The sequence below is a fragment of the Leptotrichia sp. genome, assembly GCF_057270615.1.
The window spans coordinates 65,261-80,645 of record NZ_DBHIXN010000001.1 but is presented as its reverse complement, the minus strand read 5'-3'; the positions used below and the strand labels follow the sequence as shown (position 1 = coordinate 80,645).

Below are 15,385 nucleotides of genomic sequence, written 5' to 3'. Positions count from 1 at the left end.
GTATAATGTAACTATATTATACAAGTAAAATAACATGAAAAAAATACTTTTTGCATTAGCACTATTTTTTATAATAAACTTAAATTTAGCCGCTTTAACAATGAAGGAAAAAATCCAGCAAGATTTGTCAAAAGCAGGTGTTAAACAAGAAATAATTGATGAAACTGTAAAATTGGATAAGAAATTTGGAGAAGGATTTGTAGAAGAAGATGGAGATGGGAAAAGGGCAATTGAAAGTAAGGATGAATGGGAAAAACTTTATCTGAAAGATAAAAGAAATTATGTTGCCTTGGAAAGATTGATAGAATCATATTTTGTGACTGGGATACCAAATGATCCTCAGAAGAAAAAATATGTTTCAGAATATTTGAAAATGGATATTCCTGAAGATAGAAAAAATTTCGTTTTGGGAATGGACTTCTGGAATTGTTCCAAAAACAAAAATATAAAAAATGAGTATTTTGAAAAAGTTAAAAAGATTAGCGACAATCAGTATTATTTGAAAACAATAGATTTTTTTGAATATTTATCAAAAGAAACAGAAAATATAAAAGAAGATGGAAATCCTAAGTTAATAAAACAGAAAATAGATGAAATAACGCAAAAAATGGATGAAATTGATAAAATACTTGATAATAAAAATTTGCTAGAAAAATACAGAATTTCTGATGAAGAAGCCTATTCTGATCAATTAACTTTTTTTATGGTTGGTGGTATACTAAAAGCGTTTACAGGTGATACTGAAGAAATGGTCAATGATTTTATAAATAAAATTGCAAATAAAAAGATTTCTAAAGAAGTGGCGGAATATAATAAAAATAAGGAAATGATGACTGTTATGACAATTCAGATGGCAATGGCTTTGAAAGGATTTTTTGGAGAAATGTCAGAAAAAGAAATTACAAAACTTGAAAAATTGACAAAAAAACTTCAAGATACTGAAATGTATAAAAGAATTAATATGAATTCGGTAAATGATAAAAATAATGGGAAATGATGTTCAAATTCAATAAAAAAGGGAAAAGTTTAATCACTTTTAGATAACAAATTGTTAATCAAAAAAAATTTGACTATATCGAAACAAGAATAGATAAGGAGAAAAAGATTTTTGATTGGACATTTGGATGTGATGGATTAAATTGTAAACTTGTTTTTTTAGGAAAAATAAAGATTTTGAGAAAAAAATAAAATTAAAAGATTTGAAAGAAAAAGAAAAAATTGTTAGAATTCTTATTTTTGGAAAAAGAGAAGAAGATGAAGAAATTTCAGAAGGAGTATTTTTAAGAAAAGGAACTGACAGTAAAGATAATAAATTTTATGTGTATGATGATGAAAATGAGGATAGAATATTAACAGTTTTTGCAGGTCAAAATGAAAATTTAGATTTTTTTAAATTTGTAAATGAAACATTGGGAGAAAATTATAAAAATATTGAAGCGAAATATGGTGGAAGAGATTAAAAATAATAAATAAAAATTTTTTAAAATATAGTAATTTAGGAGGAATAAAAATGAATAAAAATGGAAAAATTTATGTAGTAGGAATTGGACCTGGGAAAAAAGGAGATATGACATTTAGAGCGTATGAAGCGATGGAAAAAAGTGATGTTATTGTTGGGTATAAAACTTATACGGATTTGGTAAAAGAATATTATCCTAATAAAGAAATTGTAAGTTCTTCGATGATGAAAGAAGTTGATAGATGTACTGATGTTTTGAAGATGGCAAAAGATGGGAAAAATGTGGCTCTTATCAGTAGTGGAGATGCTGGAGTTTATGGAATGGCTGGGATTATGTATGAAGTCGCTGGCGAAGATGATGATATAGAAATTGAAGTAATTGCAGGAATTACAGCAACAAATGCTGCGGCTGCAATTGTTGGGGCTCCAATTATGCACGATTATGTAACGATTAGTCTAAGCAATCTTTTAACAGATTGGGAATTAATAAAAAAACGTCTAGAATTAGCAGCAAAAGGTGATTTTATAGTAAGTCTGTACAATCCAAAAAGTAGAGGAAGAACAGAACAAATTGTAAAAGCGCAACAAATTATGCTAAAATACAAATCAAAAGATACTCCAGTTGCAATTGTAAGAAATGCTGGACGTGAAAATGAAGAATATGAAATTACAACACTTGAAAATATGCTTGATTTTGAGATAAATATGCTAACAATCGTATTAATTGGAAATTCAAATACATTTGTTAAAAATGGGAAAATGATTACGCCTAGAGGGTATCAAAGAAAATATGAATATTAAAATATACTTGAATCTATTTAAAATTAAATTGTTAAAAATTATATAAGCTTGGAGCTTGAGTAAAATAGTCATAACTTTTGAGCTTAGTATAAATCGGTTTTACTATAGATTTATTATAATAAAAAGGGATAATCTCAAATATTGAGAAAATCCCTTGCTTTATTTTTATTTATTTCAATTAGAAACTTAGAAATTTTGCAACTCTTTCTTTTTCTTTTTCCCAGTCTTTTCCATAATAAGATTTTAAGTAAATTTCTCTTAATTCTTCCATTAATGGATATCTTGGATTAGCTGGTGTACATTGATCATCAAAAGCATCTAATGACATTTCATCTACTGCTTCCAAGAAATCTTTTTCAGGGATTCCCCATTCTCTAATAGTTGCAGGAATACCAATTTTTTTGTTTAATTCATTAATTCCTTTGATTAAATTTTCTACTTTTTCTTCTTTAGTATTTCCTCCAAATCCTAAATGTTCTCCCATTTCAGCATATCTTTGCATTGCATCAGGATATCTGTATTGTGGGAATAATCCCATTTTTGTTGGAGCTTCAGCAGAATTGTAACGAATAACTTCTTCAAGAATTATTGCATTTGCTATACCATGTGGAATGTGGAATTTTCCTCCAAGTTTGTGTGCAAGTGAGTGATTTATTCCTAAGAATGCATTTGCAAAAGCCATCCCAGCAAGGCAAGAAGCATTTGCCATTTTTTCTTTTGCTTTGATTGCTTTTTCACCTAGCTCTACTGATTCTGGCAGGTATTTAAATACAAGTCTTGCTGCTTCTTTTGAATATGGTTTTGTGTATTCTGTTGCCATAACTGAAACATAAGATTCAAGTGCATGTGTAAATACATCTATTCCAGAAGCTATTGTAAGTCCTTTTGGCATTGTAAGCATAAGTTCAGGATCATTAATTGCAACATTTGGTGTTAATGCGTAATCTGCAAGTGGATATTTAATTCCTGTTTCATCATCTGTAATTACAGAAAAAGGTGTTACTTCTGAACCAGTTCCAGCTGAAGTTGCAACTGCAATAAATTTAGCTTTTTTACCCATTTCAGGAAATTCTACTATTCTTTTTCTAATATCCATAAATCTCATTGCCAAATCTCTAAATCTTAATGTTGGATGTTCATATAATACCCACATAATTTTAGCGGCATCCATTGCAGAACCTCCACCAAGTGCGATAACAACATCAGGATTGTATTCAAGCATAGCTTTTGCACCAGATTTTGCTGAACTTAATGTTGGATCTTCTTTTACTTCAGAGAATATTCTGTAGTCAATATGTATGCTGTCTAATACTTTTGTAATATGTTCTGTGTATCCTAATTCTGCTAATACTTTATCTGTTACAATAAATGCTTTTTTGTGTTTTCCTTTTAATTCTTCTAAAGCTGTCGGAAGTGATCCGTATTTGAAATAAATTTTTTCAGGAACTTTGAACCATAACATATTTTCTCTTCTTTCTGCGATTGTTTTTACATTTAACAAATGTTTTACTCCTACATTTTCTGACACGGAATTTCCTCCCCACGAACCACATCCAAGTGTTAATGATGGCTCTAATTTAAAGTTAAATACATCTCCAATTGCTCCAAGTGATGCTGGCATATTAATTAATGTACGTCCTGTTTTCATCAATCTTCCAAATCTATCTATTTTTTCTTTTTCTGCTAAATTAATATATAATGAAGATGTGTGTCCCAATCCTCCAAGTCTTACTAATTCATCAGCTTTTTTAAGTCCATCTTCAAAATCTTCAGATTTGTACATTGCAAGCACTGGAGATAATTTTTCGTGTGCAAAAGGTTCTTCTAATCCAGTTGAAGTTACTTCTCCAATTAATACTTTTGAATGTTTTGGAATTTCAAATCCTGCCATATTTGCGATAACATAGGCACTTTTACCAACTATATCTGCATTTAGACTACCATTTTTAAATAATATTTCTCTTACTTTGTCCAATTCTTCGTCATTTAAAATGTAAGCTCCTCTATTTAAAAATTCGTTTTTTACTTTATCGTAAATTTCTTTGTCTATGATTACAGACTGTTCTGTTGCACAAATTACTCCGTTATCAAATGTCTTAGACATTAAAATATAGTTTGCAGTCATTTTTATATCTGCTGATTTATCAATTACAACTGGTGTATTTCCAGCTCCTACTCCAATTGCTGGAGTTCCAGATGAATAAGCTGCCTTAACCATTCCAGGACCACCTGTTGCAAGTATTAAGTCAGCACTTGCCATAAGTTCTCTTGATAGTTCTACGCTTGGTTCATCAATCCATCCAATTATATCTTTTGGTGCTCCATATTTTATTGCTGTTTCCAAGGCAATTCTAGCTGTTTCAATTGTTGCTTGTTTTGCTCTTGGATGTGGTGAAAATATTATTGCATTTCTTGTTTTTAATGAAATTAATGTTTTAAACATTGCTGTTGAAGTTGGGTTTGTTGTTGGTACAATCCCTGCAATAATTCCTATTGGAGTTGCAATTTTTTTAATTCCATAAGATCTGTCGTCTTCCAATACTCCACAAGTTTTTTCATCTTTATATTTATTGTAAATATATTCAGAAGCAAAGTGATTTTTTATAACTTTATCTTCTACAATACCCATTCCAGTTTCTGCCACTGCCAAATTTGCCAGTGTAATTCTTTCATCATTCATCTTTTGAGCCACTTTTCTAAAAATCTTATCGACTCTTTCTTGATCAAATGTCGCAAATTCTTCCTGCGCCTTTCTAACTCTTTGAATAAGTTCTTTCAAACTTTCCAAATCTTTAACTATTGCCATTTTTCCTCCTGTAAATAAAGAATATACTTTCTTATTTTAATTTATATTATAATAATACTCTATTTTCTAAAAAAACTCAAGTTTTTTTTTTCACTTTTTAATTTTAATACTATTTTCTACCTTTTATTCTCATCTAAACATAGTAAAACTAATTTAAAACTAAACTTAAAAATTTTAACCTCAAAGTTTATATGGTTTTTAATAGAAAAAAGAGGCTATTTCGGTTATATTTAGAAATAGCTCTTTTATTTTTATATATTTTTAATCATATATTTTTTTTTAGATTATCCACTATTACGAAGTCCTGTTGCCAGTCCGTTTATTGATATATGGATAGCTTTTTTAAGTTCATCTGAATCATCACCAGATCTTGAACGTTTTATTAACTCAATTTGTAAATAGTTCATTGAGTCAAAATATGGCAGACGATTTCGTAAACTGCTTACTAATTCTGGGTTATCTGCAAGTAAAACGTCATTTCCTGTAATTTTTTTCAAAATATCAATTGTTAAAATCCATTCTTTTGCAATTTCATTAAAGATTTTTTGAGCAGTTTCCTGATCGCTTGCTAGTTTTACGTATTCAGAAAATATTGATAAATCAGATTTTGATAAAACCATATCTACATTTGAAATTGTGGAACGGAAAAACGGCCATTCTTTGTACATTCTTTGTAAAATTTCCAGATTTTTATTATCATTGTTAATCCATTTTGTAAATGCTGTTCCAACACCATACCATCCCGGAAGCATTATTCTGGCTTGTGACCATGAAAATACCCACGGAATTGCTCTTAAACTTTCCAATGATTGTGTTTTTTTACGAGAAGAAGGTCTTGAACCAATGTTTAATCCAGCAATAAAGTTTATTGGAGTAACTTCAAAAAAGAAATCTGAGAATCCATCTGTATTGTAAACTAAATCACGATAGGCATGATAACTTAATTCTGAAACATTTTCTATTATTTTTTCGTATTCTTCCCAGTTTGCATCTTCTGCTGTCACTGCACTTGACTCAAGGGCTGCTGAAACTAATGCTTCCAAGTTTTTCAATCCTAAATCTGGATTTCCATATTTTGCACCAATTACTTCTCCTTGTTCTGTAAGTCTGATTGTTCCATCTGTACTTCCTTCAGGTTGTGCTAAAATGGCTTCGTAACTTGGACCTCCACCACGTCCGACTGTTCCTCCACGTCCATGGAAGAATGAGATTTCTACATCAAATTCACGTCCAATTGCAGTAAGTTCTTTTTGTGCTTTATACAATGACCAGCTTGAACTTAGGTATCCACCATCTTTGTTACTGTCTGAATATCCTAACATAACTTCCTGTTTTCTTCCTTTTTTATCCATCCATTTTTTTACTAATGGCAAATTAAACCATTTTCTCAAGATATTAGGAGCTGCAATCAAGTCTTCAACTGTTTCAAAAAGTGGAACAATTTGTAAATCACAAAATTCATTTCCTTCATTTCCTTTGGCAAGATTAGCTTCTTTTAATAAGATAGCTATTTCAAGCATATCTGAAACACTTGTAGCATGAGAGATTAGATTTTTTTCAATGATTTTATCTCCAAAACGATCTCTTAATGATTTTGCTTTTCTGTAAATTGCAAGTTCTGAAGCTAATGTTTCACTTTGTGGAATTGTTGGATCACTTAAAATTCTAGGATCGTATTCTAATTCTCTTAACAAAATTTCACATCTTGCATCTTCTGAAAGGCTTAAATAATCTCCCAAAATATTTGCACTTTTTAAAAGTTCTGCAACACATACTTCATGAACGCTAGAATCTTGTCTTAAGTCAATTGTTGCAAGATGGAATCCAAATATTTTTGTAGCACTAATTAGATTATTTAATTTTCCTTGTGTTAGAAATTCACTATTGTTCTTTTTAAGTGATTCTGCCACAATAACTAGATCATTTGTAAATTCTTGGGCTGATTTATAAGGTATATCAATTCCATTTTTTCTTTTTGGAGGTAATAAATCACGATTGCGGTCACATAAATTATATGCAGTAGCAAGCAATCTATCCCTTATTGCTGTCAAAGCACGACGGTATGGTTCACGAGTACGGTGTGGCGAAACTTCACCAGAAGCATCAGCCAGTTTTTGTAATTCCTCTGTAACATTTGTCATAGCAATTGACATTGATAATTCTCTATAAATTTCACGAACAACATCTAAATAGTGCTGGAATAGTTTTATAGCTTGTTCTTGTGCTGATTGTTCCAAAGTATTTACTGTAACATAAGGATTTCCATCCCTGTCTCCACCAATCCACATTCCCATTGTGAGAGGAACTAAAGATTGAGATTTCATTTCAGAATTTCCTAATTTTGTTGAAATTTCTTGAAATTTATTCATTAACCTTGGAATTTCATTGAAGAATGTAATATTGTAATAACTTAAAGCATTGCTTATTTCATCTGTCACACGTAATTTTGTAGCTCTTAACATTGCAGTTTGCCACCAAATTTGAATACCACGGCTTAAATCGTTTAGCCATTCATTTTCATCAATTTGATGTAATTTTACATTTTCATATTTATCTAAAATATCCGTTAATTTTTTTGTCAAGTCCAAAATACTTTTTCTTTGTACTTGAGTTGGATGTGCTGTTAAAACAGGAACAATCGAAACTTTTTCCATCGCTTTTAATATGTTTTTTTGGCTGATTCCTTTATTTTTCAAGTTTTTTAATGATTTTTCAAGAGATCCTATTTGCAACTTGTTGGAAATCTTTGCATACCGTTGCTGGTGAGTTTGATACACATCTTCAGCAATGTTGGCAAGAGCAGAAAAGATTGAAAAACTTCTTATCACTCTTAAAATTTCCACATCAGTAAGATCGGAACAAAAAGATGATAAATTTTTTCTAGCTTCTTGTTTTTTTGTTTTATAATATTTACTCGATGCCTCCTTTAACTTTTCAGTAACTTCATAAATATGCAATCCTGCATATCTAAAAATTGTTTCCCCCAGCAAATTGGAAAATAACTCATTATGAATAAGTAGATCTTCCTGATGTTTATCCAGTTTTACTGACGGTAAAGGAGTTATTGGTAAATTTTTTAAATCCATTTATTTCACACTCTCTTTCTTTTTGTAGTAATTTTGTATTTTTATCAATTTTTAGATAACTCATTTTTTTAAATATTTCATCTCCTAAATTATATCATAAAAATGGTTTATATTAAATAGCGATTTTAAATTATTGAAAAATATGCTATAATTTCAGAACAAGGCAAGTGGAAATAGTTGCCATTCCTATTGCATTAAAATAAAAAATAAATAAAATAAAAAATATTAAAATTAGTTAGATATTTGAAATAAAAAATGTTGAGGGGAAGAAGATGGAAAAAAATTATGATGTATTGGAATTTTATAAAATAATTAACGAACTTGTTGATTTATCAAGATTGGAAAAGACAAAAGAGAAATTTTTAGATATTGATATTATAAAAGAAAAATCGGTATTAGACAGGGAACTTATGCTTATGATGGAGATGATTGACTTTTATAAGTATGATGATGGGCTAGAACTTGCAGGTCTTGCAGATATTACTGGGATGATGAGTTCTATTGATATAATTGGTTCATATTTGAGCATTGAGAATTTGGCAGTTTTAAAAAAGAATTTGACTATCTTTAGGATTTCTAAAAGCAGGGCTAAGAATGTTAGGGACAAGTATAGAGCAATATGGAATCTGTTTAGTGATGTTGAAGAAGTTAAAGATATTGAGAATTTTATTTCAGAAGTTATTAATGATGAAGGTGTCTTAAAAGATGATGCTTCGATTGGGCTTCGAGATGTGAGAAGACAAAAGCAAAATATTAATGCCAATATTAAAGAAAAATTTGATGAGCTGATTTCCAATAAAAATACACAAAATGCAATTCAGGAAAGAATAGTAACACAGAGAAATGACAGATATGTAATTGCTGTAAAAACTGATTTTAAAGGACTTATAAAGGGGATAGAACATGATAGGTCGGCGACAGGAAGTACAGTTTACATCGAGCCTTTAAATGTTGTTTCATTAAACAACAAATTGCGTGAATATGAAGCTCGTGAACGTGAAGAAATTAGAAAAATACTACTTAGAATTACAGAAATTGTAAAAACTAAAAAAGAAGAAATTCTGGAAATTAAAGAAATTTTGGAAAAACTTGACTTTATTGATGCGAAAACGACTTATTCAATTAATAAAAAATGCGTTGTTCCGAAAATTATTAATAAAGAATATTTGAAGTTAGTAGAAGCAAGACATCCACTGATTGATGAAAATTCAGTTGTTCCAATTAATTTTGAGCTTGGGAATCCTGAAAATATAATGCTTATTACAGGACCTAATACTGGTGGAAAAACAGTAACATTGAAAGTGGCTGGACTTATTACAATTATGGCATTATCAGGTATTCCGATTCCTGCAAATGAAAAAACTGAAATTGGATATTTTCACAATGTACTAGCTGACATCGGGGATGAGCAAAGTTTGGAGCAGAATCTATCATCATTTTCAGGGCATGTGAGCAAAATAAAAGATATAATTGAAAATGCAAGCAGTAAATCTCTTGTGTTAATGGATGAACTGGGAAGTGGAACTGATCCGATGGAAGGAGCAGCTTTTGCAATGGCAGTTATTGACTATCTAAATAAAAAGCATGTAACTTCAATAATCACAACCCATTACAGCGAAGTAAAAGCTTATGCCTTTAATTCAGAAGGAATAAAAAGTGCTTCAATGGAATTTAATGTGGAAACATTATCGCCAACATATAGACTGCTGGAAGGAATACCTGGAGAAAGCAATGCCCTTATAATTGCACGAAAATATGGAATTAGTGAAGAAATCATTGAAAATGCAAAAAGCTATATAAGTGAAGATAATCAGCGTGTCGAAGAAATGTTAAAATCTATAAAAGAAAAAAATAATAAACTGGAAATGATGCATTTACAATTAGAAGCAACAAGAACAGAACTTGATAAGCAAAAAAATATTTATAAAGAAAAAATGATAAAACTTGAAAATGAAAAAAATGAAATTATAAAACGTGCCTACGAAGAAGCTGACAATTATTTAAAAAATATGCAAGCAAAAGCCAGAAATCTGATTGATAAAATTAATAGTGAAGAATCAAAAAAAGAAGATGCAAAAAATGCTCAAAGAAGCCTGAATATGCTGCGTGAATCATTTATTACAGATAGGAAAAAAAATGTAAAGGAAAAGAAGGTTATCAATCAAAATATAGATTTTTCTGTTGGGGAAGAAGTCCTTGTAAAAACAATGAACCAAAATGGAAAAATCTTAAAAATAATGCCAGGCAACCGTATCCAAGTACAAACTGGAATATTAAAGCTGGTCGTATCAACTGACGATATCGTAAAAATCCAAAAGAAAAAAACAAACAAATTCAAAAACTTTGCTTCATTAAAACGAACTTCCCAAGTACGAGGAGAAATCGACTTACGTGGAATGAATGCCGACGAAGCAATCGCAGAACTTGAAACATACATGGATAGAGCAATGCTTACAGGCTACCACGAAATCTACATAATCCACGGAAAAGGAACAATGGTTCTAAGAAAAAAAATCCACGAATACCTAAGAACTTCAAAATATGTGACAGAATTTAAGGATGCTAATCAGAATGAAGGGGGAGTTGGGTGTACAGTAGTTACTTTGAAATAATTAAATTATGTTAAGGGAGATTTTTTATATATGAAAATAAAAAACTTATACATAGAAAATGAAAAAAGATTGAAAAATTTAAATATTAATTTTGAAAATGATGGGAAAATATTAGATGTAGTGGTTTTGGCTGGAGTAAATGGAACAGGTAAAACAACAGTTTTGGAAGTTATATCAGATTATTTTAAAAATATTGAACAAGGTTTAAAAAATAAAAATAAAATAGATATAGAATTTGAATCAGATGAAAAAAGTTTAAATAACTTGATTGAAAATGGAGAAACTAAGGTGATTTATGTTCCAGCAACAGTAGAATTTAGAAATGTATGGAATGATGAAAAATATTTTTTAGAATTAATTAAAGATAAATTTTCGTATACTATTGGAACATATAAATTTCGTAACATTCCTGATTATATAAGATCCAAAATTATGAATAAAGTAACTGAAGGAAGTGATAAAAGTTCACAACAAATAATGGAAGAAGTAGTTTCTGAAATAAATGAAATGTTTCAAGTTCTCGATGAAAATAATGATATTAAATTAGTAGGAATGTCAAAAGCTAACAGTTTAGAAAAAATACTTCCTATCTTTAAAAATTCATCAGGTGATACATTCGATATAAATAATTTATCATCAGGAGAAAAACAATTATTCTTACGAACATTAGCAATAAGAACAATGGAACCTGAAAATTCAATTATCTTGATTGATGAACCAGAACTTTCGTTGCATCCAAAATGGCAGCAGAGAATTGTCGATGTTTATACAAAAATTGGGAAAAACAATCAGATTATTATTGCAACACATTCGCCACATATTTTGGGGAGTGTGAGAAAAGAGAATATTATGTTGCTGGATAAGGATGATGAAGGGAAAATTGTGGTTAAAACTGGGGATGAGTTGCATGATTCTTATGGACAGCCGACAGAGAGAATTTTGGAAGATATAATGGGGCTTAAAACAACTAGAAATCAGGAAATATTTGATAAATTAGAAAAAATTAGGGAAATGGTTAATGAGAATAAATATGAAACGGATGATTTTAAAAAAGATTATAAGGATCTAAAAGAAATATTGGGAACAACGGATGAAGACATTATGCTTATAGATATGGAAATTCAAATCAAAAAGAAAGGATTGAAAAATGCTAAAAATAATTAAAACTTCAGAGCCGAACTTTTTGAAAGAATTTAAGAAAAAAGAAAAACCAAAAAATTGGAAAGATTTTGATTTTAACATAAAAAAAGAATTAAAAAATTATATGTTGGAAAATGAACAAAAAATCGGAAATAATAGTTATTGTCCTTATTGTGAAAGAAAGATAATTGAAAATGAAAAAAGTCAGATAGAACATATTAAACCAAAAGATAAATTTCCAGAATTATTTTCAGATTATAAAAATTTTATTGCAGGATGTCTTAATATTGAGAGTTGTGGCTCAAAGAAAAGTAATAAATGGAGTGATTTGTTTATAAATCCTGTAATTGATAATCCAGATAAATATTTTTCATATAACAGAATGACAGGAGAGATAATTCCAAGAAAAGATATTTCAGAAAAAGATTCAGAAAAAGTTGAATACACGATTAAAATATTAAATTTGAATGGTGATAAAAGATTGTTAAAGGGAAGAAAAAGTGTAATAAAAATGATTGAGAATTATCAAAAAACTTACGATGATGAAATATTGAGAGAAATATCTGAAAATTTAGATTTTCCAACATTGAGAAATTTTTTAATTGAGAGTTTTAAAATAGAATAAAAATAAGGATTTGAAAAAAATTAGGAGAATAAAAAATGAAACTTTACAATACAATGACAAATAAAATTGAAGAATTTAAGACAATAGAAGAAAATAAGGTAAAAATGTATGTCTGTGGACCTACTGTCTATAATTATATACATTTGGGAAATGCACGTCCGATTGTAGTGTTTGATACGTTGGCACGATATTTTAAATATAAAGGGATGGAAGTTGATTATGTGCAGAATTTTACGGATGTGGACGATAAGATTATAAACAAATCAATTGAAGAAGGAATTTCTGCAAGTGAAGTTTCAGAAAAATATATAAAGTGTTTTTTTGAAGATATTAACAGGTTGAATATTCTTGAAAGTGTGAAAAGACCTAAGGTTACTGAGAATATGGCAGAAATTATTGAGATTATTCAAAAATTGATTGACAATGGGTTTGCTTACGAGAAAGATGGAGATGTTTATTTTGAGGTGAAGAAATATAAAGATTATGGGAAATTGTCAAATCAGAAAATTGAGGAGCTGGAACTTGGGGCTAGGATTGATGTGTCAGAAATAAAGAAAAATCCGATGGATTTTGCACTTTGGAAGAAAAAGAAAAAAGAAGGGGAGCCGTTTTGGGAATCGCCTTGGGGACAGGGGCGTCCTGGATGGCATATAGAATGTAGTGCAATGGCAAAAAAATATCTTGGGGATACGTTTGATATTCATGGTGGTGGACAGGATTTAGTTTTTCCGCATCATGAAAATGAGATTGCCCAAAGCAAGTGTGCTTATCACGGAAATTTTGCAAATTACTGGCTTCACAACGGATTTATTCAGATAAATGGGGATAAGATGTCAAAGTCAACAGGAAATTTCTTTCTGTTAAGAGAAATACTTGAAAAATTTTCTGGAAATGCAGTACGGCTTTTTATTCTTAGTACACATTACAGAAAGCCGATTAATTTTTCATTTGAGAATATGGAAGATACAAAAAAAGCGTTGCAAAACATTGTAAAATCAATGAATAAATTTGAAGGTATTGTTGAAAAATATAAGAATGAAAAAACAGTAGAAATTAAGAATTTGGATTTTTCTCAAAAAATTGATGAGTTTGATAAAAAATTTGAAGATGCGATGGATGAGGATATGAATACGCCGCAGGCATTAGCGACTATTTTTGATCAGATTAGGGAAACGAATAAATTTATTTCTGTAAATAAAGATGAACTTTCTAAAATTTATTCTGAAATAGAAAAATCTTATGAATCTTTAAAAAGAAAAATAGGAAATGTTTTTGGAATAGAAATTGAAATGGAAAATTCTGCAAAGGAAGAAGATGGAGAAAATATGGAATTGACTAAAAAATTAATTGAATTGCTGATAAAATTACGAAGTGAGGCAAGAAGCGAGAAAAATTTCAAGTTATCTGATGAAATTAGGGATGAATTGAAGGCACTTGGAGTAGAAATTAAGGATAATCGAGATGGAAGTACAGATTATGATTTTATCTAATTTGAATTCTAGAAAAATTGAGATATTAGACTTGGTCAAAAACTATATGTATTTAAAATAAATATTCTGAAGCAAGGGGTCTTGACTCCTTGTGAAATAAAAAAAATTTAAGCTATCGAATAAAGTATATTATAAAAATGAGGAAATTTATGAAAAATATTTTAGTAGGAGTTACAGGTGGAATTGCAGCATATAAGTCAGCTGGGATTGTGTCGCTTTTGAAAAAGAAGGGATATAATGTGAAAGTTGTGATGACTGAGAATGCTACGAAAATCATTGGACCTTTGACTCTTGAAACTTTATCAAGAAATAGGATTTATGTGGATATGTGGGATAGTAATCCGCATTATGAGGTGGAGCATATTTCACTTGCGGATTGGGCGGATGTTGTTTTGATTGCACCTGCGACTTATAATATAATTGGAAAGGTAGTAAATGGGATTGCAGATGATATGCTTACAACAATCCTTTCTGCTGTTTCAGTAAGAAAGCCAGTATTTTTTGCTTTGGCGATGAATGTGAATATGTATGAAAATCCAATTTTAAAAGAAAATATTCAAAAGCTAAAATCTTTTGGATATAGGTTTATTGATGCAGAAGAAGGACTGCTTGCCTGCAATTATAGTGCGAAGGGGAGAATGAGTGAGCCAGAAGATATTGTCGATGAAATAGAAAGATACAGTATTTTTTCAAAATTTGAGAATTTTGATACAGCCTTGAAAGGTAAAAAAATTCTTATAACAAGTGGGCGAACAAAGGAAAATATTGATCCTGTCAGATATTTGTCAAATAATTCAAGTGGGAAAATGGGGTATTCACTTGCTCAGGCAGCCACTGATTTGGGAGCAGAAGTAACTTTAATTAGTGGGCCTACGAATTTGAAAGTTCCAAATGGACTTGAAAAATTTATTTTTGTAGAATCGGCATTGGAAATGTATGAGAAAGTGGATGAATATTTTAAAAATACTGATATTTTCATAGCTTGTGCGGCAGTTGCTGATTACAGACCAAAGGAATACAAAAATGAAAAAATAAAGAAATCTGATTCGGATTTTGTTATAGAATTGGTTAGAAATCCTGATATTTTGCTAGAGATGAGCAAGAAGAAGGAAAAGCAGCTATTAGTCGGATTTGCGGCAGAAACTAACAATATAAAGGAAAATTCCTTAAAAAAGCTGGAAAAGAAAAATTTGGATATTATAGTGGCAAATAATGCATCTGTAATGGGCAGCAATGAAAATGTGATTGAGATTATTAAAAAAGATAGGACTTCGGTGGAAATTAGTCAGAAAAGTAAGATTGAGTTGGCTTATGATATTTTGAATGAAGTTATTTTTGAGTTGGAAAAAAATAAATAAAAGAAGGA

10 protein-coding genes are annotated in these 15,385 nt (G+C 29.8%); 8 read left to right on the top strand and 2 right to left on the bottom strand.

What is annotated here, in order from left to right; translation table 11 throughout:
• Positions 1-34 precede the first annotated feature (34 nt).
• From ACO409_RS00405 to cobJ, 3 genes are all read left to right on the top strand, one after another.
• The gene (locus ACO409_RS00405) at positions 35-997 is read left to right on the top strand and encodes a hypothetical protein (protein WP_485553863.1); all 963 of its coding nucleotides are present in this window, start codon (positions 35-37) and stop codon (positions 995-997) included.
• 202 nt (positions 998-1,199) lie between these two features.
• Complete coding sequence (locus tag ACO409_RS00400; RefSeq protein WP_485553862.1) at positions 1,200-1,460, top strand: hypothetical protein; 261 nt, start codon at positions 1,200-1,202, stop codon at positions 1,458-1,460.
• 50 nt (positions 1,461-1,510) lie between these two features.
• A complete protein-coding gene (cobJ, locus tag ACO409_RS00395) occupies positions 1,511-2,260 on the top strand; it encodes a precorrin-3B C(17)-methyltransferase (RefSeq protein ID WP_485553861.1) in 750 nt (249 codons plus the stop codon).
• Between the two features lie 178 nt (positions 2,261-2,438).
• On the opposite strand, the gene adhE is transcribed toward cobJ, so the two are convergent.
• Positions 2,439-5,066 (bottom strand): bifunctional acetaldehyde-CoA/alcohol dehydrogenase, encoded by a 2,628-nt coding sequence (adhE, locus tag ACO409_RS00390; protein ID WP_485553860.1) that lies wholly within the window; start codon positions 5,064-5,066, stop codon positions 2,439-2,441.
• Between the two features lie 284 nt (positions 5,067-5,350).
• Positions 5,351-8,152 carry a phosphoenolpyruvate carboxylase gene (gene ppc, locus ACO409_RS00385; protein WP_485553859.1) on the bottom strand — a complete coding sequence of 934 codons (2,802 nt, stop codon included), beginning with the start codon at positions 8,150-8,152 and terminating at the stop codon, positions 5,351-5,353.
• Between the two features lie 272 nt (positions 8,153-8,424).
• On the opposite strand from ppc, the gene ACO409_RS00380 reads away from it, so the two are divergent.
• The 5 genes from ACO409_RS00380 (at position 8,425) to coaBC (ending at position 15,377) form a co-directional block, all read left to right on the top strand.
• Entirely contained in the window at positions 8,425-10,764 is a 2,340-nt protein-coding gene (locus ACO409_RS00380; protein WP_485553858.1) for an endonuclease MutS2, read from the top strand.
• A 30-nt stretch (positions 10,765-10,794) separates the two neighbouring features.
• Positions 10,795-11,928 carry an AAA family ATPase gene (locus ACO409_RS00375; RefSeq protein ID WP_485553857.1) on the top strand — a complete coding sequence of 378 codons (1,134 nt, stop codon included), beginning with the start codon at positions 10,795-10,797 and terminating at the stop codon, positions 11,926-11,928.
• Positions 11,912-12,529, top strand: a complete 618-nt coding sequence (locus tag ACO409_RS00370; protein ID WP_485553856.1) for a retron system putative HNH endonuclease — start codon at positions 11,912-11,914, stop codon at positions 12,527-12,529. Before ACO409_RS00375 ends, ACO409_RS00370 begins: the two co-directional genes overlap by 17 nt.
• A gap of 35 nt (positions 12,530-12,564) precedes the next feature.
• Positions 12,565-14,019 carry a cysteine--tRNA ligase gene (gene cysS / locus ACO409_RS00365; RefSeq protein WP_485553855.1) on the top strand — a complete coding sequence of 485 codons (1,455 nt, stop codon included), beginning with the start codon at positions 12,565-12,567 and terminating at the stop codon, positions 14,017-14,019.
• 149 nt (positions 14,020-14,168) lie between these two features.
• A complete protein-coding gene (gene coaBC / locus ACO409_RS00360) occupies positions 14,169-15,377 on the top strand; it encodes a bifunctional phosphopantothenoylcysteine decarboxylase/phosphopantothenate--cysteine ligase CoaBC (RefSeq protein ID WP_485553854.1) in 1,209 nt (402 codons plus the stop codon).
• Positions 15,378-15,385: the final 8 nt, after the last annotated feature.

What these genes read in the sequence shown, in the direction of transcription:
- ACO409_RS00380 (WP_485553858.1), top strand. Translation starts at nt 8,425, where the DNA reads ATGGAAAAAAATTATGATGTATTGGAATTTTATAAAATAATTAACGAA.
- coaBC (WP_485553854.1), top strand. Translation starts at nt 14,169, where the DNA reads ATGAAAAATATTTTAGTAGGAGTTACAGGTGGAATTGCAGCATATAAG.
- ppc (WP_485553859.1), bottom strand. Translation starts at nt 8,152, where the DNA reads ATGGATTTAAAAAATTTACCAATAACTCCTTTACCGTCAGTAAAACTG.
- ACO409_RS00375 (WP_485553857.1), top strand. Translation starts at nt 10,795, where the DNA reads ATGAAAATAAAAAACTTATACATAGAAAATGAAAAAAGATTGAAAAAT.
- ACO409_RS00370 (WP_485553856.1), top strand. Translation starts at nt 11,912, where the DNA reads ATGCTAAAAATAATTAAAACTTCAGAGCCGAACTTTTTGAAAGAATTT.
- ACO409_RS00405 (WP_485553863.1), top strand. Translation starts at nt 35, where the DNA reads ATGAAAAAAATACTTTTTGCATTAGCACTATTTTTTATAATAAACTTA.
- adhE (WP_485553860.1), bottom strand. Translation starts at nt 5,066, where the DNA reads ATGGCAATAGTTAAAGATTTGGAAAGTTTGAAAGAACTTATTCAAAGA.
- cobJ (WP_485553861.1), top strand. Translation starts at nt 1,511, where the DNA reads ATGAATAAAAATGGAAAAATTTATGTAGTAGGAATTGGACCTGGGAAA.
- cysS (WP_485553855.1), top strand. Translation starts at nt 12,565, where the DNA reads ATGAAACTTTACAATACAATGACAAATAAAATTGAAGAATTTAAGACA.